Raw genomic sequence first — 21,067 nt, forward strand, 5'->3', positions numbered from 1 at the left:
CCAGGCTACCAGGTCAGGCGTGGCAGGAATCCCGCCAGGCGGGCGCCACTGGGCGCTACCAGATCGAGAATGGCCTGCGGATCGGGCTTGCCGAAGGCATCGAGTTCGGCGGCGTGGATTGAGCCGGTGACGAAGAGCAGGTCGAGCCCGAACTGCGCGGCGCCAGTGGCGTCGGTGCGCACGCTGTCGCCAATGGCCAGTACGCGGGCCTTGTCGAGCGGCTTGCCGGCGGCAGCCTCGGCCATGCGGAAGGCCTCTTCATAGATGGGGCGATAGGGCTTGCCGGCCATCAGCACCATGCCGCCCATTGCGGCGTAGAGATCGCCCAGGGCGCCGCCGCAATAGATGATCTTGTCGCCATGTTCGACGACGCGATCGGGATTGGCGCAGATCATGGGCAGCTTGCGTTCCAGCCAGTGGCGGGCACGCTCGCGATACATTTCGGGGGTGTCGTCATCGCTGTCGAGATCGGTGACGACGACGGCCTGAGCCTCGTCGGCACTGCTGCGCCGCACGTTGAGGCCCTCGTAGAGCGCATCATCCTCGGTGGGCGGGCCGACATGGTGGATGGCCTTGCCGGAATATTTGGCGATCATGACGCGGGTGGCGTCGCCCGAGGAGACGATGGCGTCATAGGCGTCACGGGTGACGCCCAGGCGATCGAGCATATCAATCAGCGGGGCCGAGGGGCGCGGCGCATTGGTGATGAAGACCACCTTGCCGCCTGCCTTGCGGTATTGCACCAGCGCATCGACGGCTGATGGGAAGGCCGCCACGCCATTATGGACCACGCCCCAGACATCGCTCAGCACGGCATCATAGTGGCCGGCGAGTTCGGCAAGGCCGGAGATCGAGGGGAGCGGGCTGGTCATCGCGACTTTCCGATGCGGACGGGTGAGGGTTCTATGTGGCAGCTTGCGCCTGGGGATCAAGTGGAAACACGCCGGTGGATGGCTGCCGTGCGGCCAACGGGAGCTTAAAGGACCTGGCAATCTCGGCCGCCGTCGCTTGTGCACCGGCCATATCAGTGACGATCAGGTCGCTGAAGGGCCGGTCGGCATAGCCCTCCTCATGCATCTGACGGGCGCGCTCGACTTCCCCGGACGAGAGCGGCCGGTTGCCCCGATTGGAGAAGGCGATGGCGGGCGGTGGCGCCAGCGTAACGACGCGCAAAACCGCGCCGCGGGCAGCGCCAGCAACCAGCAGACGGCGATAGTCGACGTCGCGCAGCGGCACGGCGACGACGATAAAGCCGGCAAGGGTGGTGGCGATCAGCTGCTCAATATGGGCAAAGGACGCCTCGATTCGCTGTTCGAGCGGCGCGTCGTCAGCGGCCTCATGGTCATCGCCATCGATGAACAAGGCATCTGGCAGCAAAGCGGCGAGTGCCCGACCCGTTGTCGTCTTGCCGGCATTGATCGGCCCGTTGAGCACCAGGATCTGCACGACAGGCTAAAGCTCGGCGCGGCGCAGCTGCGGCCGCGCGGGGCGGCTGGGTTCCACCATGAGATCGGGGCGCACCGGGCCGGGGGCGGCGATGTAGGGACCCTGGACCAGGGTAATGCCATCCTCAAGCAGTTCGATGATCTGGCGTTCGCTGGCAATGCCGGTGGCGAGCAGCAGAACGTCGAAGCGGGCGATATAATTGGCGATGTCGGCGGCGTGGAAATCGGTGAAGCTCTCGGGCGCCTCGATGAAGCGGGCCGCGTCGATGCGCAGCGAGCGGATATTGCGGGCGGCGAGGTCGGCGACATCAATGCGCAGCGAACGCACATTGAGAATGGAAAAGCCTGCGCCCTTGCGGGCGATGGCGTCGGTGACGGCGCGCTCGGGGGTAGTGAGGCTCTGCCAGTCGGTCTCGCTGATGGCAAAGATCATGCCCTCGGCAATCAGCCGATTGGCCTCGAGCGAGGCAAGCAGCTGCTCAGAGGCGGCCGAATCGCTCAGGGTGGCGCGTGACAGCGGAATATAGAGCTTGATGGGCTGGCCGCCCGCGCGTGCCCGACGGCCAATGGTGATGGCCTCGACCAGGCCCACGCCCTCGATATTGCGCATGACGTCGGGGCCGCCGCGGCGCGGCAGGAAATCGACGCCGTCGGCGAGGTCGCCATCCTCCAGTCGCAGCCGGGGAACCAGATCATAGCCCTGCGGCCGGCGCTGGGGCAGCGTGACGACGGGCTGGATATGATAGACGAGGCGGTTGTCGTTGAGCGCTTGGCGGACCATTTCGACCGGAATGGTCGGCTCGGGCTCGCGCACGGGGGGCAGCGGCGCCTGGACCTGCTGGGTAGCTGCGATCATGCGCTCGCGGGCGGCGGGCTGGGCCTTGGCGACCCGCTCCTCGATTTCGGCAACGGCCTCGGCAACCTGGCGGATGACCGTGCCGAGCACGGAAATGTCGGCCTCGACGCCCTCGAGGCGCTGATCGGCATTGATATCGGCCATGGCATTGATGCGCTGGCCCAGCACGGCGCCGGCCTGGGCATCGGTGGCGAGCAGGCGGGAGAGATCCTCGATGGCGCGTTCAAGGCGATTTTCAGCGCGCTGGCGCAGGGAACGCTCAAGCAGCACGACGCAGACACAGCCGAAGACTATGGCGGCAAGGATGGCCTCTGCGGGCGTGAACGTCAGCCCGAAATACGCCGTGGCACCGACGCCGGCCGCAGCAAGGGCAATGAACGTGTAGACCAGTGCCTGCACGGGCAAACCTATAAACCCACTTCAAGTGCCGGGATTCGGCATATCCTCTTAGCACCGTGAACGGGGCTGCAAAAGCCGCAGGCCGGCTCTTCCAAGGCTAATTGCGTGTCCTCAGGTGGAAAACAGCTTCCAGGCCCGCGAGAAGAAGCGCTGGAACAGAACCAGCTGGGCGGCGCCATTGGCGGCCGCCGAAGCGCCCAGGTGGCCCATTTCCACCGGGGGATGGTCGGCCGTCAGAGTCGGCAGGGCCGCCAGGTGCACCCGCACGCGTTCCAGCAGGCGCTCGACAATCGGGCGCGGCATGACGCCGTCGATGATCGACTTGTCCAGTTCGAGCACGGCATGGGTATTGACGATGGCCTTGGCCAGCGCCAGGCCGGCACTGTCGAGCCATTGGGTCACCACCGGCTCCATCGCTGCCCAGTCCCAGTTGAAGGGGCTACCGCCGGGCACGGTCATGCCGGCCGCGGTCAGCTGATCCTGCAGGGCGGTAATGGAGGCCAGCAGATGCACGAAGGTCGGCTGGCCCTGGGCATCGGAAACCAGCATCGAGCCGAGATTGGCGGCGTGGCCATTGCCTTCCCAGAGCTCGCCATTGGCCACCAGGCCGGCGCCGACGAAGGTGCCGATCTGGAAATAGGCAAAGCCCTGCGGCCGCGGCGAGGGCTGGGCAATGACTTCAGCCCAGCAGGCGGCATTGCCATCGTTGAACCACTGCACCGGCAGGCCGGTATCGGCGGCGATGCGGGCGACCAGATCAATATCGCCCCACAGAGCCGCCTGCTCAACAGGCGCCTGCACCAGGCCGATATTGCGCCCGATCTTGGACGGCGTGGCCAGGCCAATGCCAGCGAGTCGGGCCCGCTGCAGATCGGTGAGACCGGAGGTAATGGTGGCCACTTCGGCGGCGATATCGCCAAAGATGGTGCGTGCATCCGGCCAGAGGTAGCTGCGTCGCACGCTGGCCAGGGTCTTGCCGGACATTTCGAGGACCAGCACCTCATAATGGCGCCAGCCAATTTCAATGCCGATGGAGACAGCGCCCTGTGGATTGAGGAAGAGCGGGGTTGCCGGCTGGCCGCGCCGGCCGCGCAGCACGTCGCCACGCATGACCAGGCCGCGCGACTCAAGTTCGGCAATGATGCGGGACGTGGTCTGGGGACCCAGACCCGACAACCGGGCGACATCGGCGTTGGAGGCGCCAGGATTCACCGTGATCAGCGTCAGCACGGCCCGCTCATTGGTGATGCGCACACCAGACTGAGCAACGCCGCGAGACAATGGATTGAATTCGGCCGTCTCGGAATTCTTTTGCATGGCGTGACTTAACCGACTGGCGTGACTGCAATCAAGTCCAATGAAGTATTGATTTTCGTGAATACGGAACGGAAAATTTACCCTGTTGGGAAACAATCGGTTCATACCCGGAAGCGCCGCGATGGCGGTCAGACATCCGGCAAGCATCCAATGAAGACGTGAGGACCGGGCCGCATGGCGATGCAGAATCGAAGCGATGGCGACCCAAGCGGCCGGCTATTGCTGATCGACCGGGACCAGGAACAAGCACAACTGGTTGCACACGCCCTGGCCCAATGCCTCGACCAGGCCGCTGCCATTACGGTCGTCTCGGGCGGCAAGCGGGCCGCAGAGCTGCTGCGCGACAGCGAATTCGACATCATCCTGGCCGATCTTTCCAGCCTGGGCGACCTGGCGAGCCACAGCGACGAGGCCGTGCTGCGGCTGGTGCGGCTGGCGGACGGGGCGCTGATGGTGGCGCTGTCGGACGGGATTTCGGTATCGGCCGCGGTAGGCGCGATGCGCGCCGGGGCACATGATTATGTGGCCAAGCCGATCAACGGACCGATCATGGCGGCGCGGATCGGCGAACTGGCGCAGCGGCATGGCAAGTGCCGCTCGCTGGGCATCGAGGGCCGCATCCCGGCAGGTCCGAGCGATTTTGCCGGCTTTATCGGCGCCTCGAGCGCCATGCAGTTTGTCTATGAGCAGATCGGCCGTATCGCCGCCTCGTCGGCGCCGGTCTTCATCACCGGGGAAAGCGGCACCGGCAAGGATGTGTGCGCCGAGGCGCTGCATGCCAAGGGACACCGGGCCGGCAAGCGCCTGGTGGCCATCAATTGCGCCGCGATTCCGCGCGACCTGATGGAGAGCGAACTGTTCGGCGTGGCGCGCGGCGCCTTTACCGGCGCGCATGAAGACCGCAAGGGCGCGGCCGAACTGGCCGATGGCGGCACGCTGTTTCTCGACGAAATCGGGGAAATGGACCTGTCGCTGCAGAGCAAATTGCTGCGCTTTCTGCAGACCGGAACGCTCAGCCGGGTCGGCGACGGGGCGGTGCGGCGGGTGGATGTGCGGGTGATCTGCGCCACCAATCGCAACCCGATGCAGCTGATTGCCGAAAAGAAATTCCGCGAAGACCTGTTTTACCGGCTGCATGTGCTGCCCATCCACCTGCCGCCGCTGCGGCAGCGCCCGAGCGACATCATGGTGCTGGCCCGGCATTTCCTGACGCGCTATGCCGCCGAGGAACACAAGAGCTTTGGCGATTATAGCAGTGAGGTCGCCAGCCTGCTGTCGGCCGCCGAATGGAAGGGCAATGTGCGCCAGCTGCAGAACCTGGTGCGGCGCCTGGTGGTGATGTTCGATGGCGGGGACATTACTGCCGCCATGCTGGCAGCGGCCGATATCGAGACGCGCGGGCTGCCGACCCCGGCCGAGATACCGTCACGTGGCGACCGACGGGCCGCCATCCTGCCGATGTGGCAGCAGGAACAGCGCATCATCGAGGACGCCATTGCCAGCTTTGGCGGCAATGTCTCGCTGGCGGCAGCGGCGCTCGAAATCAGCCCCTCAACGATCTATCGCAAGCGGCAGGGCTGGGCAGAGCTAAGCCATACCGGCTGATCCAGGGTCAGGGCGTACTAGCTTCGCGGGCCTTGATGCGGTCGAGGCCGAGATAGTGTTCGCGCAGGATGACAGCGATGCCGGAGGCGACGATGATCAGCGCGCCGCTCAGCATGGCCAGGGTGGGCACTTCGGCGAAGACTACCAGGCCGATAATGATGGTCAGGATCAGCGAGACATATTCAAACGGGGCAATGACCGACATGTCGGCATAGCGGTAGCATGAGGTCAGCAGCAGCTGACCGATACCGCCGGCAAAACCGGCGCAGACCAGCAGCACGGCCTGCTGCGGGGTCGGCATCTGCCAGCCGAGCGGGATGGTCAGCAGCGAGAGCAGGCTGGCGCAGACGAAGAAATAGATGACGATGGTCTCGGTGCGTTCGGTCTGCACCAGCTTGCGCACCTGCATCATGGCAAAGGCCGACATGACCGCCGCGCCCAGGGCCGCGATCGCGCCGACGGTTTCGCTATTGCCCAGCGGCGTGCCGCCGGAAAACAGGGTGAGGCGCGGCCAGAGGATGATCACGACGCCGAGCATGCCGATGAGCACGGCGGACCAGCGGAACAGATGCACCCGCTCCTTGAGCAGCAGCGCGCTGAACACGACGATAAGCAGCGGCGACGCATAGCCGATGGCGGTGGTTTCAGGCAGTGGCAAGCGCGTCAGGGCGAAAAAGCCCAGGCCCATGGAGGTGACGCCGATAAAGGAGCGGACCACATGGCCCATTGGGTTGGCGGTGACCAGCGCAGTGCGGAGCTGGCGCGTGAACGTCAGATAGACGACCACGGGCAGAATGGCGAAAAAGCAGCGGAAGAAGACCAGTTCACCGGCCGGGATGGTTTCGGTGGCCTTGAGCAGCGTGGCCATGACCACGAAGCAGCAGACCGAAAGCACTTTTAGCGTAATGCCGCGTAAGGGACCGGCCGCGACGGGCACGGGGCTGGTCGGCGTGGCGGAAGCAGAAGGGGACACGACGGGCTCGTGGCTCGGAAAGCGGCAGGACGGCAGTGCCCGGCGCAGCAGAGGCTGGCGCGCCGGGTCGGGAAATCAGTTTTTGGCCGATTCCAGCTTTTCCTTGGCGATGCGGGCGGTCGTGAAAGCCTTGCTTTCGGGACCTACGGCACTGCCGGTCTTGACCACCTTGCCGGTGGCGTCGTGAAGTTCCCAGTGCCAGTTGGCATTGGGGCCGCTGCCGCCCTTGAGGCGCAGCTTGATCTGAAGTGTGTTGTCCTGGGTCATGGATGCCTTATGCCGCAGCTTGGCGCGGCGTGGAAGGGGCTGAGCGAAAAAGATGCACCATGGGCGGGGCCCCTGCCCCGGACGGTGCGGCTAGACTTTTGAATAGCGGATTTCGATGCGATCACCCCAGAAGGCCAGCATATCGGCAATGGGGGCGACCAGCGGGCACGGATCGGGATAGTACCAGACCTGGTCGGTGCCGGTGGCTGTAAGGGTCTTGATGGTGCAGTACCAGGCCTCGCCCTTGTAAGGACAATGGGTGCGGGTCTCGGTTTCTTCGAGAATGCCGGGCTGGATATCGTCAAGGGGAAAATAAACCCGCAGCGGCGAACCGGGCTCATCGAGCTCAAGCGCATTGATGGAGCTGGCGATCTCGGCCCCGTCGAAGATGACGTGGACACGGCCCGTGGCCGGGGTGATCCTGATATCCTTGTCGAGACATTGACGCGTCATGATTACCTGCCATGGATGGTTTGGAAGCGTGAACTCTATCAACGCGCGAGCACAAAGTCAGTTCACCCGCGCTTGACTCCGACAGGGCCCAATCCTATATCCCCAGCACCTGTTAGCACTCTCGTATGGTGAGTGCTAACAGCTCAAAAATTGCATTCAAATGCTGCTATAGGAGCAAGTCATGAGCTTCCGTCCCCTGCACGACCGCGTGGTCGTCCGCCGCCTCGATGGCGAAGAAAAGACCAAAGGCGGGATCATCATCCCGGACAACGCCAAGGAAAAGCCCAGCGAAGGCGTGATCGTCGCCGTTGGCCCCGGCGCCCGTGACGAAGGCGGCGCGCGCGTCGTTCCCGACGTCAAGGCCGGCGACCGCGTGCTGTTCGGCAAGTGGAGCGGCACCGAGGTCAAGGTCGACGGCGAAGAGCTGCTGATCATGAAGGAAAGCGACATCATGGGCATCGTCGAAGGCTAAGCCTTCAGCGTCCCCATTCGCCCTCAACCATTTCAAGGAGCGCCTCACATGGCTGCCAAAGAAGTAAAGTTTTCGACTGAAGCCCGCGACAAGATGTTGCGCGGCGTCAACATCCTGGCCAACGCGGTCAAGGTAACGCTCGGCCCCAAGGGTCGTAACGTCGTTATCGAAAAGTCGTTCGGTGCCCCGCGCATCACCAAGGACGGCGTGACCGTTGCCAAGGAAATCGAGCTGGAAGACCGCTTCGAGAACCTGGGCGCACAGCTGCTGCGTTCGGTCGCCTCCAAGACCAATGACATTGCCGGCGACGGCACCACCACCGCGACCGTGCTCGGTCAGGCCATTGTTGTCGAAGGCGTCAAGGCTGTTGCCGCCGGCTTCAACCCGATGGATCTGAAGCGCGGCATCGACATGGCTGTCGAAGAAGTCGTGGCCTCGCTGAAGGCCGCTTCGTCCAAGATCAAGTCGTCGAGCGAAGTTGCCCAGGTCGGCACCATTTCGGCAAATGGCGAAACCGCCATCGGCGAGATGATTGCTGAAGCGATGCAGAAGGTCGGCAACGAGGGTGTCATCACCGTCGAAGAAGCCAAGACCGCCGAGACCGAACTCGAAGTCGTCGAAGGCATGCAGTTCGACCGCGGCTACCTGTCGCCCTACTTCGTGACCAATGCCGAGAAGATGACTGCGGTTCTCGAAGATCCCGTCATCCTGCTGCACGAAAAGAAGCTCAGCAACCTGCAGGCCATGCTGCCGATCCTCGAAGCAGTCGTGCAGAGCCAGCGTCCGCTGCTGATCATTGCCGAAGACATCGACGGCGAAGCCCTGGCGACCCTGGTCGTCAACCGTCTGCGTGGCGGCCTCAAGGTTGCTGCCGTCAAGGCACCAGGCTTCGGCGATCGCCGCAAGGCAATGCTCGAAGACATCGCCATCCTGACCGGTGGCCAGGTGATCTCGGAAGATCTCGGCATCAAGCTCGAGAACGTGACCATCGACATGCTGGGCACTGCCAAGCGCGTGGAAATCACCAAGGAAACCACCACCATCGTTGATGGCGCTGGCACCAAGGAAGACATCCAGGGCCGCGTTGGCCAGATCAAGGCGCAGATCGAAGAGACCACTTCGGACTACGACAAGGAAAAGCTGCAGGAACGTCTGGCCAAGCTGGCCGGTGGCGTTGCGGTGATCAAGGTCGGCGGCTCGACGGAAGTCGAAGTCAAGGAGCGCAAGGACCGCGTCGACGACGCGCTGAACGCAACCCGCGCCGCCGTTGAAGAAGGCATCGTTGCCGGTGGTGGCGTCGCGCTGCTGCGTGCTTCGGCTTCCATGAAGTCCAAGGGCATCAATGCCGATCAGGACGCCGGCATTGCCATCGTCAAGCGCGCGCTGCAGGAGCCTGTCCGCACGATCGCCAACAATGCCGGTGCCGAAGGCTCCGTGGTTGTCGGCAAGATCCTCGAGAACAGCTCGATCACATTCGGCTACAATGCCGCAACGGGCGAGTATGGCGACCTGGTCGCCCTTGGCGTCATCGATCCGGTGAAGGTGGTTCGCACCGCCCTGCAGGACGCAGCTTCGGTTGCCTCGCTGCTGATCACCACGGAAGCCCTCATCGTCGAGGCTCCCAAGGATGCGGCTCCCCAGATGGGCGGCGGCGGCGGTGGCGGCATGGGCGGCATGGGTGGCATGGACTTCTAGTCCAGCCCTCCACAGAGTTTGGAGTTCGTTACTTCCCAGTCACGAACTCCATGGAAAAGGCGCGGTGGCAACATCGCGCCTTTTTCTTGTCCTGAGCTCCGGCAAACCTTACCGGCACATTAAACTTGCTATGGCGCGGGCTGACCGGGCAAATGTTAAGACCGGATTAACCATGTTGCGCACTCTGTTGTGATGGCCGAGTTCCCTCGGCTGCAACCGCCAAGGAGTGGAATGTCAACAACCAGCGGCATCGGCGCCCAGTCAGCCTCCCAGCTGATGCGCACTGCCTTCAAGCCACCAAGCTTTGCCAGCCTGGACAGCAATAGCGACAACAGCCTGACGCTGGACGAGATCAAGCTCAACGCGCCCAAGGATGCGTCGAGCGCCCAAGCCAACAAAAGGGCAGAAGCCCTGTTTTCCGCCATGGATGGCGATGGTGGCGGCAGCGTCACCAGCAGCGAAAAAGATATCTTCGACACGAAGATGGCCGAGCAGGGCCAGTCGATGGCGTTCATGACCCAGCAGCTGGCCGGGCCAAGCAATGCCGACATCTTCGCGGCGACCGACAGCGATGGCGACGGCGCCGTGACCCTGGCCGAACTGGGGGACGACGAGGGCGCCGGCGCGATCAGTGACGAGAACCTGCAGAAGCTGTTCGACATGATCGACGGCAATGGCGACGGCTCGATCACCGAAACGGAAAGCTCGAGCTTCCTGGATGCGGTCAAGACCGCCCTGCAGGACAGCGCCAGCAGCACCGGCAGCCAGCAGGCTTCCGGCCCACCGCCAGGCGGTCCGCCGCCCGGAGGACCGCCCCCGGCCTCGGACGACGCGGAAGAAGACGATACGACCACCAGCGCCAGCCTGCTGGCGACCGCGCAGATTGCCTACAAGGCCAGCCAGCAGCAGACGCTGCTCGAGCAGCTGGCCGCCGTCTTCAGCGCGGCGGCATAAGCCTGGCGGGGGCGCATGCGCCCCTGCCCCATTGCGGACGCTGTCTGGTGCAATCGGTGTCGCGGACCGCGCCCGCGGCCAGAATGGCCAATTCAAAGGACTAGAGGAATGCGACCACCAAGACGAACCGGCAGCGCGATGGACCAGGCGGAAGCCGCCTTCAAGGCTGCCACCAGCAAGCCGGTCGCTGCCGCGCCCAAACCCAAGGCCATTCCGGAAGGCAAGGACATGGTTACGCTGCGGCTGGACCGGGCGGTGCTCGAGCACTTCCAGGAGGACGGCCCGGGCTGGCAGGAGCGCATCAATGCCGCTTTGCGCGCGTCAGCCGGGCTCGATGCCGAATAGGTCCTGGCTTTAACGGAAGATCAGCAGCCGCAGGGCCAGCGCGATCGAGATCACGACAACCAGCGGCCGGATCAATCTGGCGCCGAAGCGAATGCCGGTGCGGGCGCCGATATAGCCGCCCAGCAGCTGGCCCACGGCCATGGCCATGGCTGCCGGCCAGACCACGTCGCCGGACGGTATGAAGATGGCCAAAGCGGCCAGGTTCGACACCAGATTGAGGACCTTGGTATTGCCCGAGGCGCGGGTCAGGCCCAAGCCGAACAGCAGAACAAAGCCGATGGTGAAAAAGGAGCCGGTGCCCGGACCAAAGATGCCGTCGTAAAAACCGATGGCAAAGCCCAGCAGCGGCACGAAGCGCGCGAAGGGCAGCCGGGCCACCTTGTCGACATCGGACAGGTTGGGCGCAAACAGGAAGTAGAGTGCAATGCCGATCAGCGCGATCGGCACGGCGATGTTGAGCAGGCTGGTATCGAGCTGCTTGACGACCAGCGCACCGGCAAAGCTACCGGCAAAGGTCAGCAGGATGGCCGGCAGCAGGGCCTGCAGCGAGACATAGCCGCGCCGCCAGAAAGTGACCGCCGCCATGGCCGTGCCGATGGAGCCCTGCAGCTTGTTGGTGGCCAGGGCTGCCACGGGCGGCAGACCCGCCGCCAGCAGAGCGGGCAAGGCAATCATGCCGCCGCCACCGGCGATGGCGTCAACAAAGCCGGCCAGCAGGCCGACAGCGGCCAGAGCCAGCAAAACCAGAGGTTCAAGCATAGAGGGTCAGGTCCGATCCTGTTGGCGGCGGCGCTGCATGGGGTCATCGGGCGCGGGCATGTCGGCAATGCGCCGCTCGTAGATGGGGATATTGATCATGGAGGACATGAAGCCGCTCATCATCAGCTGGAAGCCGGAGACCAAAGCGGTGAGGGCGACAATCACCGGCCGCATGGTGATGCTGGGATTGAGGTCGCCGAAATCGCGCGCGGCCCATTCGCCAACGCCCCAGAACAGCGCCGTCAAGCCGCTGAGCATGAGTAGCACGGCCACCAGCAGGATGCGCTCGAGGGTCAGGGCCTCGAGCAGGCGATCGTAGCTGCCCGAGCGGGGGATGAAGCCGTAGCGGGAGGCGAACCGGCGGCCGATGATGGCAAAGGAAATCGACTGCAGGCCGACGATGATGCAGAGCGCGGCAATCAGGAAGGTGTGCACGTCAAAGCTGACGCCGCCAATGCGGGCGGGGCCGGGCAGCAGAATGCCGCCGACGATCAGCCCCAGCCAGAGCAGGACAAATCCGGGATAGAGAAACAGCCAGCGCGGCGAGAACAGCAGCAGGAAGCGCAGATGGCGCCAGCCATCGCGGAAGGAGCGCAGATGGGGCGGGCGCGAGCGACCGTCCTTGGCCAGGGTCGTGGGCACTTCGCGCACGTCGAGCTGGGCCAGGGTGGCCTTGACCACCATTTCGGAGGCGAATTCCATGCCGATGGTGCGCAGATTGAGGCTGACAATGGCCTCGCGCGAAAAGCCGCGCAGGCCGCAGTGGAAATCGCTGATCGGGGTATGGAAGAAGCGCCGGCCCAGGGTGCTGAGCACCGGATTGCCGATATAGCGATGATGCCAGGGCATGGCGCCGGGCGCGATGCCGCCGGCAAAGCGGTTGCCCATGACCAGATCGGCGCCGGCGCGCAGCTGGGTCATGAAGGCGTCGAGGTGGGAGAAGTCGTAGCTGTCGTCGGCATCGCCCATGATGATGTAGCGCCCGCGAGCCGCGGCGATGCCCCCGGCCAGGGCGGCGCCATAGCCGCGCTGCGCAATGGGCACAACACGAGCGCCGGCCGCCTCGGCAATGGCAAGGGAACCGTCAGTCGAGCCGTTGTCGGCGATGAGAATTTCGCCTTCAATGCCGCTGATGGCGAGGAAGCTGCGGGCCTTGGCAATGCAGATGGCCAGGGTCTCGGCTTCGTCAAGGCACGGCATCAGGATGGTCAGTTCAACTTGCTCAGCCACGGCGCCCCCCAGGCCATTTTGGTCCCTTGTGCCGCGAATCGTACGCCTGTTGCAATGGCGTCCCCGCCGACTTCAGAGGCCGGACGTTACGCCGATGCGGGCGAGCAGATGGTCGAGCGTGGCACGGCGCTCGGGCGACCAGTCGGCGGTGCGCGAGACGACGAGACAGGCCTGGCTGTGCAGCATGATGCCATCCTCGAGCACGCGCAGGCCATTGGCGGCCAGGGTGGAGCCTGTGGTGGTGATGTCGACGACAATATCGGCCACGCCCGAGGCCGGTGCCGCCTCGGTGGCGCCCAGGCTTTCCACCGTGCGGTATTCGGCGATGCCGGCTTTGGCGAAATGCTGGCGGGTGATGGTGATATATTTGGTGGCGATGCGCAGCCAGCGGCCGTGGCGAGCACGGAAGTCGGAAGCGACATCGGCCAGATCGTGCATATGGGTGACGTCGATCCAGGCCTCGGGCACGGCGACGACGCAATCGGCCCTGCCGAAATCGAGCTTGCTGGCGATGGAGACGCTGGCCGGGCCGGCCTCGCTGGTCTCGTGGACGAGATCGAGCCCGGTGACGCCGATATCGATGCTGCCGCGGATCAGTTCGCGGGCAATTTCGGAGGCGGGAAAGAAGCGCACGGTGATGTCGGGCTGGCCGTCGATGGCGCCGAGATAGGAGCGCGCGCCGCCCGGGCGGGTGATCGTCATGCCCTTTTGGGCGAACCAGTCGCGGGTGAGTTCTTCAAGGCGCCCCTTGGAGGGAACGGCCAGGGTAATGCCAGTCATGGGGTGACCTCAGCTTCAAGGCGATCGACCCAGACCGAGCAGCCGGAGGCCGCGATGGGAGCCCTGGCGCCGAGGCGTTCGAGCAGGCGATCATATTGACCGCCCGAGGCAAGGACCTCGCCACCCGGGCCAGTCAGTTCAAAGACAATGCCGGTATAGTAATCGAGCCGGGGCGAAAAGCTGGCGTCAAAGCTGACCTTGGCTTCGCCCAGGCCATTGAGATGACGGCGGATGGCGCGGATGGGCGCCCCCAGCATCAGCCTGTGGCTTTGCGCCAGGGCCTCGACCTGGGTCAGGGCCTGCAGCACGGGACCGGAAATGGCGAGATAGTCGCGCAGCAGCTTGAGCGTGGTCGGCGGGACATGGGCAGCGTCGAGCGCCTGCTGTTCTAGATAGCGGTCGGCGATCTCGTCGGGGGTGCGGCCTTCGGAAAGGCTGAGACCGGCCGCGACCATCTGGGCCGTGACATCCTCGATCAGGTCGTCGCGGCTCGGCTGGGCCTCGCGCGCCAGATCGGGGGCGGCTTCGAGGCGGGTCAGCAGGCGGTCGAGCGCCTCGGTATGGCCGAAGCGGTTGCGGATGCGGGGGCGCCAGGCATCGGGCATGTCGGCCTGGGCCAGCAGACCCTCGAAGAGGCCAACGCCACCGAGGCGGATCTGAGGCGCGACGCCGAAGATGGAGGCGGCGGCGCGGGCAAAGGTCAGCACCTGATCGAGCGCGATATCGCCATCGGGCTGGGCCAAGAGCTCAATGCCGGCCTGATCGAATTCGGCGGCGCCGGTATCGCGCTGGCGGAAAATGGGCCCGAGATAGGAAAAGGCGGCCGGTTTGCCGACGCCATCGGCGATATAGGCCTGGACGATGGGCAGGGTGAAATCGGGGCGCAGGCAGTGTTCAGCACCCGTGGCGTCGGTGGTCAGCAGCAGGCGGCGGCCGAACTCCTCGCCGGCCAGATCGAAATAGGGATCGGCCGAGAGCAGTAAAGGCGGTGTGGAGCGCGTGGCGCCCTGGGCTTCGACCAGGGTTTCGAGATTGGCGCGGCGCAGCCCGGCTCCGGTCATGGCTGGCTCAGCAGGGTCTGGATGGCGGTGACCAGGTCTTCGCGCTTGATCTCGAACTGGCCGGGGCGTGCGGCCTTCCATTCGGCATTGTCGGTGATGGCGGCGGCAGCCTGCTTGCCGGCGACCAGATCCTTGACCTGCAGGATGCCCTGCTCACGCTCCTGGCTGCCCTCGATGATGACAGCGGGGGCATTGCGCTTATCGGCATAGGCGACCTGCTTGCCGAAATTCTTGGTATTGCCCAGGAACATTTCGGCGCGGATACCGGCGCGGCGCAACTCGGCAACCATGGCCTGGTAGGCAGGGGTCTGGTCCTTGTCCATGACGAGGACGACGACCGGGCCCACCGGCTCGGCGGCGTTGAGATTGCCGGTGAGCTTGAGGGCGCTGGCCAGACGCGAGACGCCGATGGAAAAGCCGGTGGCGGGGACGGGTTCGCGGCGGAAGCGGGAGACGAGGCCATCATAGCGGCCACCGCCACCAACCGAACCAAAGACCACGTCCTGGCCCTTTTCGTTCTGCACCTTGAAGGTCAGCTCGATCTCAAAGACCGGGCCGGTATAATATTCGAGGCCGCGCACGACCGAGGGATCGAGCACGACGCGATCGGCAAAGCCGCCGGCCTGGACGAGACCGAAAATGCTGGCCAGTTCCTGGACGCCTTCAAGGCCCGTGGCCGAGCCGCCGATGAGGCCGGCCAGGGCATTGATGGTGGACACGACATGGGCATTGCTGCCGCGGGCGACGCCGGGAGCCGGTTCGCCGCTGGCGACATAGGCCAGGAGCGGCGCGATCTGGTCTTCGGTGAGACCGGCGCCCTTGGTGAAGTCGCCGCTCTCGTCCTTGCGGCCGGCGCCGAGCAGCAGGCGGACGCCTTCGGGGCCGAACTTGTCGAGCTTGTCGATGGCGCGCAAGACGGTGAGCTTTTGCCCCTCGCTGGAGACGCCGGCGGTGGCCAGCACGCCGTCGAGCACCTTGCGATTGTTGACGCGCACGATGTACTGGCCCGACAGGCCCAGCGCATCCATGACATCGGCCATCATCATGCACATTTCGGCATCAGCCTCGGGGCTGGCGGCGCCGACGGTATCGGCATCGAACTGCATGAACTGGCGGAAGCGGCCGGGGCCGGGCTTTTCGTTGCGGAAGACATAGCCCTGGCGATAGGAGCGATAGGGCTTGGGCAAGGTCTCGAAATTCTCGGCGAAATAGCGGGCGAGCGGCGCCGTCAGGTCGTAGCGCAGGCTCATCCACTGCTCGTCATCGTCCTGCAGGGAAAAGACGCCGGCATTGGGCCGGTCGGTATCGGGCAGGAACTTGCCGAGGGTTTCGGTGAACTCGAGGAGCGGGGTTTCGACCGGATCAAAACCATAGCGCTCATAGACTTGCCGGATCGTGTCTATCATGGCGCCCACGGCGGCGATGTCACCGGGCGTACGGTCTTCAAAACCGCGTGGCAAACGCGGGGCGATCAGCTTGGTTTTTTCGGTCATTTTGGCAGTCCTGCTCGGTCGCCGTGTTGTTAGACGATCAAAGGGGTGGAGACAACAGGCGCGCGGAAACGCCGCCTGCATCGCGGTTGTCACAGAGGAGCGGACCCCGAGGCGGCTTTCGCCTCTGGTAAGTTAAAATAGTGAGACGAAGACCGCCTCGGGGCTTGCCATTCGAGCGCAGCTCTCATGGCCTTCTCGCCTAAAATCGCTCCACCGGAGCGATTTTGCCTGCGGCCGGTTCGAAGTTATTGGAACTGTTCGGCGGCATGGGGATCGCTCGTCCTCGCACGGCCGTCTCGGAACCTGTGGGAGAGGCAAAACCCCCACCCGGCTCACCCCACCACTGTTCGCCTGCAGGCCGCCGTGTGGAGCGATGGCATGATTATGCGCACAGGTTTGGGGTCCGGGGATAAGCGGCAGAAGCAGCGGCCGGGGGGACCCCGACCGCCATGGCAGTTCATTGGCGTCTCCGCCTGTCCAGACTGGGGACCGCCGAGACCGACGGGACCGAATACCAGAGCAGCGGGCCGTAATCCAACGGCAGGCCGATATCGGCCCGCAGGTGGTTGGGCAGGTTCTGCGGCAGGCGGGGCCGGTTCCACCAGGCAGCGATGGCCGTGCCCAGAACGGAGAGCAGGCCGCGCTGCTGGACAGCGTCGGCGATGGAGAATTCAAGGCGCAGCACGACGCTGCCCTCGGGAAGGGTTGCATTGGACATTATGATTTCCGGGTGCGTTGCGACGCAGTCCGGCCTTCTGGGTTGGTGGGTGATCGTTGGCTGGCCGGGGGACGCAAGACGACCCGGTTTCAGCGTATCAATCGGTTGGCTTGGGATTGTCCACGGTCACGACGCGAAACGAGAATGACCGAGTGGGGCTTGGGAACCGACGCCTAGCGTCGGCTGCAATGCCGCATGGCTTCACCCAGATGGAGCGATACAAACTTGACTGTCATGTAGCTGCCTCCCTCGGGTTGGCGGTTGTGGACAATGCGCTTCTAGCTCACGGATTCGTGACTCGCAAGAAGGCGTGTGGCGGGATGTCGCACTTGGCGAACAATGTTGCGCAATGGCAACAGGTTGCCGAAGGTCAGCGCGCCGGCACGGGACGCGTGAGGGCGGTGCGTTCGGCTTCGACATCGGTCCGGCAGAAGCACTCATTGGTATGGTCGTTGACCAGGCCCATGGCCTGCATGAAGGCATAGCAGGTGGTGGGGCCGACAAATTTGAAGCCGCGTTTGCGCAGATCCTTGCTCAGCGCACGGGAGGCATCGGTCTGGGCCATGAGGCGCAGGGCGGCCCAGCTCAGGTCATCGGGTCGATGTTCGGGCCGGGTCTCGAAGCTCCAGAAATAGGCGGCGAGGGAGCCGAACTCGGCCTGCAGCTCGAGCGCGCGGGCGGCATTGTTGATGGTGGCGGCGATCTTGCCGCGGTGGCGGATGATACCGGCGTCCTGCAGCAGGCGCTCGATATCGGCTTCGTCCATGGCGGCGACGCGGGCAATGTCGAAGCCGAAGAAGGCGGCGCGGAAATTCTCGCGTTTGCGCAGGATGGTGATCCAGGACAGGCCCGACTGAAAGCCTTCGAGGCAGATCTTTTCGAACAGCCTGACATCATCGACCACGGGGCGACCCCATTCGGCGTCGTGATAATGCCGATAGAGCGCATCGTCGCCGGCCCAGGGGCAACGGGGCAAAGCGGATGCTGGCAGATCGGACATGATGTCGGTCATGGGTGACGCCCCTGGCTGGGAAGGATGGACCTTGCATAGCGCGGGAATCAGGCCTTGGGAATGGCGGTGTCGGCGCTTGCCAACAGCGCGTTTACCCGGTGCTAACCAACGGACACAGCCATGATTTAACCATGCCGGTTCACCGCAGATTGGGCAATTTACGGCAGGCTGATTGCCAAGCGCCGGCATGTTGCCGGTCATCATGCGCGGGTGGGACAATGGGAAAGACAATCGCAGCAAGAGGCGCATTGGCGCTACTGCTCAGTGTGGCGGCAATGCTGCCGGCCATGGGTCAGGGCCTGCAGCCGGGATGGCGCTTCCTGCCCCCGCCGGGCATTACCATCACGCAATCGGCGCCGCGCCACGCCTTGGCCATGCAGGCCAATATGGCGGTGCATCCGATGTTCCTGCGCCAGGTCGTCTCCTACCCTACCAGCGAACGCAGCGGCACGCTGGTGGTCGATACCGGGGCGCATTTCCTCTATTTCGTGCTCGGCGACGGGCGCGCGCTGCGCTATGGCATCGGCGTGGCCAAGACGGGCTTTGAATGGCGCGGCACGCACCAGGTGTCGCGCAAGGCGGAATGGCCGAGCTGGACCCCGCCGGCCGAAATGCTCAAGCGCCGGCCGGAGCTGCCGCGCCACATGGCGGGTGGACCGGACAATCCACTGGGCGCCCGGGCGCTCTATATCGGCGCGACGCTCTATCGCATCCATGGCACGACCGAGCCCTGGAGCATCGGGCAGAACGTGTCCTCGGGCTGCATCCGCATGACCAATGCCGACGTCATCGACCTTTACGAACGCGTCAAACTTAATACCAAGGTGGTCGTGCTTTAATAAGGAATTTTGGCGACACTCGGCACGCCCCGGTATGGGGCAATCAGCCGATAGGTACCTGCGTCATGCGTCAACTTGCCAGCCTGCTTACCCGCTTTGGACGCGACGAGCGCGGCGCCTTTGCCGTCATCTTCGGCCTAATGGCCATCGTGCTGGTGGCGCTGAGCGGGGCAGTGGTCGACTATGTCTCGCTCGAGCAGGTGCGCAACCGCGCCCAGATCGCGCTGGATGCGGCCACGCTGGCGTTGCAGCCGGAAATCTTCAAGACACCGCTCAATATCGGCGACATCAAGAGCCGGGCCCAGGCGCTGGTGCTGGACCGGCTGGGCACCGACGCGGCGCTTTCGGCCAGTCTCGAAACGCCTGTGGTGGATGTGACCAATGGCACGTTGACGCTCGAGGCGGAACTGACCGTCAAGACCATTTTCGTGTCGCTGGTGGGGGTTCCGGAGCTCAAGGCGCGGGTCAAATCGCAGGCGACGCGCAAGAAGCTGGCGCTGGAAGTGGCCTTCGTGCTCGATAATTCGGGCTCGATGTCCTATACCGGCGCTGGCGCCAATGGCACCAGACAGCGCATGCAGTTCCTCAAGGACGCGGCCAACTGCGCCACCTATACGCTGTTCTACGACGCGGTCGAAACCAAGTCGAATGCGCCCGACAGCTGCGTCAACACCGCGACCGCCAAGAAGGTGGAAAATGTCCGCCTCGCCGTGGTGCCCTTCACCATGTTCGTCAATGTCGGCGCCGGCAACTCCAGCGCCGCCTGGATCGACAAAACGGGCGCGTCGGTCACCTCAAATGACAATTTCGACACCGATGATGATGAAACCACGCTGCCAGGCAGCCCGCCGGCGTCTGCGGTCCCTAATCGCTTGACACTATTTGGTCGGACCGGGGTGGCCTGGCGCGGCTGCGTCGAAGCGCGTCCGCACATCAAGACCGGTTCAACAAGCAACGAATATCTGGATACCGACGATACCGCCCCCGTGGGGAGCAACACGCTTTATGTGCCCCTGCTGTCGCCTGACATGGCTGATGGTCTGGGCGCTGCCAATGACTATCTGACGGACAGCCCCGCCATTTGTGACAGGCCTTCGACGGCTGGCTCGGCCCAGTGCACACAGACCCAGCAGAGGACAAGCTGCAACAGCGGCCAATCTAACGGTTCCTGCACCACGCAGAACGCCGGTGCACCGACGCCTTCCGGCCAGACTGATTTTACGAGCAATGAGAAGTATAGCTCCGCGTGGTATGGCCCGCACGCACCGAGTTGCGACTGCCGGACCTGGACAAGCTGGAGCAGCTACACGCAGGTCAGCGGCAGCGGCAATAACCGCACGTTCGAGCGGTCGCGCAACTGCCAAGGTGGCGGATACAAACCCACCGGCCTTTCGGACCGCGAGCTGCAGGAACGCGTGTGCAAGTATAGCCAGACGGCAGTCAACGACTTCTCGAAGGGCCCCAATGCCGACTGCACGCGCACGGCCATCCTGCCACTGACGGATGCGCCGGCGACCGTCGTCGCGACTATCAACAGCATGCAGGCGGAAGGCGGGACCAATATCCACGAGGGCACCGCGTGGGGCTATCGGGTGCTGACGCCCAGCCTGCCCTTCGACCAGGGCGGCGCCTTCGACACGGCCACCTCCAAGGTGCTGATCGTGATGACCGACGGCGAGAACACGGCCTATAACCTGAGCAGCCATTGCGGCGACGCCCTACGCGCGCTCAACGGCAACTGCTACAATTCAGCCTATGGCTTGCCGTATAATTCGCGCAATGCCAGCACGACGTCCTCAAGCAGCGGCACTGTCGAGCGCATGGGCACGCTGAACACCGCCAATGCCTCTCTGGTCAACGAGATGAACACGCGCACCAGCCAGACTTGCGAGAATGCCAAGAAGGCCGGCATCACCGTCTATACGATCGGACTGGCGACCAACCAGGCGACGCAGAGCAGCCAGGCGACAGTGGAAAAGATGCTGCGCGACTGCGCCAGCGCCAGCGAGAAGGCGTTTTTTCCCCAGACCCCGGGCGAATTGCGGGCGGTGTTTGCCAGCATTGCCAACGAGCTGTCAGCACTTCGGCTATCGCAGTGATGGGCGGGGAGAATGGTACCACCTCTCGGGATCGAACCGAGGACCTCTAGATCCACAATCTAGCGCTCTAACCAACTGAGCTAAGGCGGCACAAAAGCCATGCGAGGGGTGAGGCGAAGCCGCATCCCGACAGCGGGCGGAACATAGGGCGAGAAATCCGGTATGACAAGCACCCATTTCACCCTCTTCCCAAGCCATTTTGTGCGCTGGCAAAACCGGCCCGGACCACCCCTGCCCGCGCGGCGCAGGGCAAGGCCAACCGGGCCCGGCTTAACCATGCGGGGCAAAGCCGGGG

At 64.3% G+C, this 21,067-nt stretch carries 21 protein-coding genes and 1 tRNA gene; 7 read left to right on the forward strand and 15 right to left on the reverse strand.

Annotated features, from left to right (window positions below; translation table 11 throughout):
- Positions 1-5: 5 nt before the first annotated feature.
- The 4 genes from GDR53_RS04030 to GDR53_RS04045 form a co-directional block, all read right to left on the reverse strand.
- Positions 6-872 carry a TIGR01459 family HAD-type hydrolase gene (locus tag GDR53_RS04030; RefSeq protein WP_193336813.1) on the reverse strand — a complete coding sequence of 289 codons (867 nt, stop codon included), beginning with the start codon at positions 870-872 and terminating at the stop codon, positions 6-8.
- Positions 873-903: 31 nt separating this feature from the next.
- Positions 904-1,446 (reverse strand): shikimate kinase, encoded by a 543-nt coding sequence (locus GDR53_RS04035; protein ID WP_193336814.1) that lies wholly within the window; start codon positions 1,444-1,446, stop codon positions 904-906.
- A 6-nt stretch (positions 1,447-1,452) separates the two neighbouring features.
- Positions 1,453-2,700, reverse strand: coding sequence for an EAL domain-containing protein (locus GDR53_RS04040; RefSeq protein ID WP_193336815.1), 1,248 nt, complete (start codon positions 2,698-2,700; stop codon positions 1,453-1,455).
- 111 nt (positions 2,701-2,811) lie between these two features.
- On the reverse strand, positions 2,812-4,017 hold the full coding sequence (locus GDR53_RS04045; protein WP_193336816.1) for an ROK family transcriptional regulator: 1,206 nt from the start codon (positions 4,015-4,017) through the stop codon (positions 2,812-2,814).
- Positions 4,018-4,191: 174 nt separating this feature from the next.
- On the opposite strand from GDR53_RS04045, the gene GDR53_RS04050 reads away from it, so the two are divergent.
- Positions 4,192-5,622 (forward strand): sigma-54-dependent transcriptional regulator, encoded by a 1,431-nt coding sequence (locus GDR53_RS04050; RefSeq protein WP_232846723.1) that lies wholly within the window; start codon positions 4,192-4,194, stop codon positions 5,620-5,622.
- Positions 5,623-5,629: 7 nt separating this feature from the next.
- On the opposite strand, the gene GDR53_RS04055 is transcribed toward GDR53_RS04050, so the two are convergent.
- From GDR53_RS04055 to GDR53_RS04065, 3 genes are all read right to left on the reverse strand, one after another.
- Entirely contained in the window at positions 5,630-6,490 is an 861-nt protein-coding gene (locus GDR53_RS04055; RefSeq protein ID WP_193337957.1) for a DMT family transporter, read from the reverse strand.
- Between the two features lie 180 nt (positions 6,491-6,670).
- Positions 6,671-6,862 carry a hypothetical protein gene (locus GDR53_RS04060; RefSeq protein ID WP_193336817.1) on the reverse strand — a complete coding sequence of 64 codons (192 nt, stop codon included), beginning with the start codon at positions 6,860-6,862 and terminating at the stop codon, positions 6,671-6,673.
- A gap of 90 nt (positions 6,863-6,952) precedes the next feature.
- On the reverse strand, positions 6,953-7,315 hold the full coding sequence (locus tag GDR53_RS04065) for a DUF427 domain-containing protein (RefSeq protein WP_193336818.1): 363 nt from the start codon (positions 7,313-7,315) through the stop codon (positions 6,953-6,955).
- Between the two features lie 181 nt (positions 7,316-7,496).
- Between GDR53_RS04065 and GDR53_RS04070 the strand changes: the two genes are divergently transcribed.
- From GDR53_RS04070 to GDR53_RS04085, 4 genes are all read left to right on the forward strand, one after another.
- On the forward strand, positions 7,497-7,787 hold the full coding sequence (locus tag GDR53_RS04070; RefSeq protein WP_193336819.1) for a co-chaperone GroES: 291 nt from the start codon (positions 7,497-7,499) through the stop codon (positions 7,785-7,787).
- 48 nt (positions 7,788-7,835) lie between these two features.
- Positions 7,836-9,482, forward strand: a complete 1,647-nt coding sequence (gene groL / locus GDR53_RS04075) for a chaperonin GroEL (RefSeq protein WP_193336820.1) — start codon at positions 7,836-7,838, stop codon at positions 9,480-9,482.
- A 231-nt stretch (positions 9,483-9,713) separates the two neighbouring features.
- Positions 9,714-10,436: an EF-hand domain-containing protein gene (locus tag GDR53_RS04080; protein ID WP_193336821.1), complete on the forward strand. Its 723-nt coding sequence runs from the start codon at positions 9,714-9,716 to the stop codon at positions 10,434-10,436.
- Positions 10,437-10,544: 108 nt separating this feature from the next.
- Positions 10,545-10,781, forward strand: coding sequence for a BrnA antitoxin family protein (locus GDR53_RS04085; RefSeq protein WP_193336822.1), 237 nt, complete (start codon positions 10,545-10,547; stop codon positions 10,779-10,781).
- A gap of 9 nt (positions 10,782-10,790) precedes the next feature.
- On the opposite strand, the gene GDR53_RS04090 is transcribed toward GDR53_RS04085, so the two are convergent.
- The 7 genes from GDR53_RS04090 to GDR53_RS04120 form a co-directional block, all read right to left on the reverse strand.
- Positions 10,791-11,540: a TSUP family transporter gene (locus GDR53_RS04090; RefSeq protein ID WP_193336823.1), complete on the reverse strand. Its 750-nt coding sequence runs from the start codon at positions 11,538-11,540 to the stop codon at positions 10,791-10,793.
- Between the two features lie 6 nt (positions 11,541-11,546).
- Entirely contained in the window at positions 11,547-12,770 is a 1,224-nt protein-coding gene (locus tag GDR53_RS04095) for a glycosyltransferase family 2 protein (RefSeq protein ID WP_210321385.1), read from the reverse strand.
- 72 nt (positions 12,771-12,842) lie between these two features.
- Positions 12,843-13,550, reverse strand: coding sequence for an ATP phosphoribosyltransferase (gene hisG / locus GDR53_RS04100; protein ID WP_193336824.1), 708 nt, complete (start codon positions 13,548-13,550; stop codon positions 12,843-12,845).
- Positions 13,547-14,611: an ATP phosphoribosyltransferase regulatory subunit gene (locus GDR53_RS04105; protein ID WP_193336825.1), complete on the reverse strand. Its 1,065-nt coding sequence runs from the start codon at positions 14,609-14,611 to the stop codon at positions 13,547-13,549. The genes hisG and GDR53_RS04105 overlap by 4 nt, the downstream gene beginning before the upstream one ends.
- Complete coding sequence (hisS, locus tag GDR53_RS04110; RefSeq protein ID WP_193336826.1) at positions 14,608-16,104, reverse strand: histidine--tRNA ligase; 1,497 nt, start codon at positions 16,102-16,104, stop codon at positions 14,608-14,610. Before hisS ends, GDR53_RS04105 begins: the two co-directional genes overlap by 4 nt.
- 457 nt (positions 16,105-16,561) lie before the next feature.
- Positions 16,562-16,822 carry a hypothetical protein gene (locus tag GDR53_RS04115; RefSeq protein ID WP_193336827.1) on the reverse strand — a complete coding sequence of 87 codons (261 nt, stop codon included), beginning with the start codon at positions 16,820-16,822 and terminating at the stop codon, positions 16,562-16,564.
- A 370-nt stretch (positions 16,823-17,192) separates the two neighbouring features.
- On the reverse strand, positions 17,193-17,834 hold the full coding sequence (locus GDR53_RS04120; RefSeq protein ID WP_193336828.1) for a DNA-3-methyladenine glycosylase I: 642 nt from the start codon (positions 17,832-17,834) through the stop codon (positions 17,193-17,195).
- Between the two features lie 248 nt (positions 17,835-18,082).
- On the opposite strand from GDR53_RS04120, the gene GDR53_RS04125 reads away from it, so the two are divergent.
- On the forward strand, positions 18,083-18,673 hold the full coding sequence (locus GDR53_RS04125; RefSeq protein WP_232846725.1) for a L,D-transpeptidase: 591 nt from the start codon (positions 18,083-18,085) through the stop codon (positions 18,671-18,673).
- A 65-nt stretch (positions 18,674-18,738) separates the two neighbouring features.
- A complete protein-coding gene (locus GDR53_RS04130) occupies positions 18,739-20,772 on the forward strand; it encodes a TadE/TadG family type IV pilus assembly protein (protein WP_193336830.1) in 2,034 nt (677 codons plus the stop codon).
- 13 nt (positions 20,773-20,785) lie between these two features.
- Here GDR53_RS04130 and GDR53_RS04135 read toward each other — a convergent pair.
- Positions 20,786-20,862: transfer RNA gene (locus tag GDR53_RS04135), tRNA-His, on the reverse strand.
- Positions 20,863-21,067: the final 205 nt, after the last annotated feature.

Source organism: Devosia beringensis, from assembly GCF_014926585.1.
Classification (GTDB): domain Bacteria; phylum Pseudomonadota; class Alphaproteobacteria; order Rhizobiales; family Devosiaceae; genus Devosia; species Devosia beringensis.

What these genes read in the sequence shown, in the direction of transcription:
- GDR53_RS04030 (WP_193336813.1), bottom strand. Translation starts at nt 872, where the DNA reads ATGACCAGCCCGCTCCCCTCGATCTCCGGCCTTGCCGAACTCGCCGGC.
- GDR53_RS04045 (WP_193336816.1), bottom strand. Translation starts at nt 4,017, where the DNA reads ATGCAAAAGAATTCCGAGACGGCCGAATTCAATCCATTGTCTCGCGGC.
- GDR53_RS04050 (WP_232846723.1), top strand. Translation starts at nt 4,192, where the DNA reads ATGGCGATGCAGAATCGAAGCGATGGCGACCCAAGCGGCCGGCTATTG.
- GDR53_RS04055 (WP_193337957.1), bottom strand. Translation starts at nt 6,490, where the DNA reads ATGGCCACGCTGCTCAAGGCCACCGAAACCATCCCGGCCGGTGAACTG.
- GDR53_RS04060 (WP_193336817.1), bottom strand. Translation starts at nt 6,862, where the DNA reads ATGACCCAGGACAACACACTTCAGATCAAGCTGCGCCTCAAGGGCGGC.
- GDR53_RS04065 (WP_193336818.1), bottom strand. Translation starts at nt 7,315, where the DNA reads ATGACGCGTCAATGTCTCGACAAGGATATCAGGATCACCCCGGCCACG.
- GDR53_RS04070 (WP_193336819.1), top strand. Translation starts at nt 7,497, where the DNA reads ATGAGCTTCCGTCCCCTGCACGACCGCGTGGTCGTCCGCCGCCTCGAT.
- groL (WP_193336820.1), top strand. Translation starts at nt 7,836, where the DNA reads ATGGCTGCCAAAGAAGTAAAGTTTTCGACTGAAGCCCGCGACAAGATG.
- GDR53_RS04080 (WP_193336821.1), top strand. Translation starts at nt 9,714, where the DNA reads ATGTCAACAACCAGCGGCATCGGCGCCCAGTCAGCCTCCCAGCTGATG.
- GDR53_RS04085 (WP_193336822.1), top strand. Translation starts at nt 10,545, where the DNA reads ATGCGACCACCAAGACGAACCGGCAGCGCGATGGACCAGGCGGAAGCC.
- GDR53_RS04090 (WP_193336823.1), bottom strand. Translation starts at nt 11,540, where the DNA reads ATGCTTGAACCTCTGGTTTTGCTGGCTCTGGCCGCTGTCGGCCTGCTG.
- hisG (WP_193336824.1), bottom strand. Translation starts at nt 13,550, where the DNA reads ATGACTGGCATTACCCTGGCCGTTCCCTCCAAGGGGCGCCTTGAAGAA.
- GDR53_RS04105 (WP_193336825.1), bottom strand. Translation starts at nt 14,611, where the DNA reads ATGACCGGAGCCGGGCTGCGCCGCGCCAATCTCGAAACCCTGGTCGAA.
- hisS (WP_193336826.1), bottom strand. Translation starts at nt 16,104, where the DNA reads ATGACCGAAAAAACCAAGCTGATCGCCCCGCGTTTGCCACGCGGTTTT.
- GDR53_RS04115 (WP_193336827.1), bottom strand. Translation starts at nt 16,822, where the DNA reads ATGTCCAATGCAACCCTTCCCGAGGGCAGCGTCGTGCTGCGCCTTGAA.
- GDR53_RS04120 (WP_193336828.1), bottom strand. Translation starts at nt 17,834, where the DNA reads ATGACCGACATCATGTCCGATCTGCCAGCATCCGCTTTGCCCCGTTGC.
- GDR53_RS04130 (WP_193336830.1), top strand. Translation starts at nt 18,739, where the DNA reads ATGCGTCAACTTGCCAGCCTGCTTACCCGCTTTGGACGCGACGAGCGC.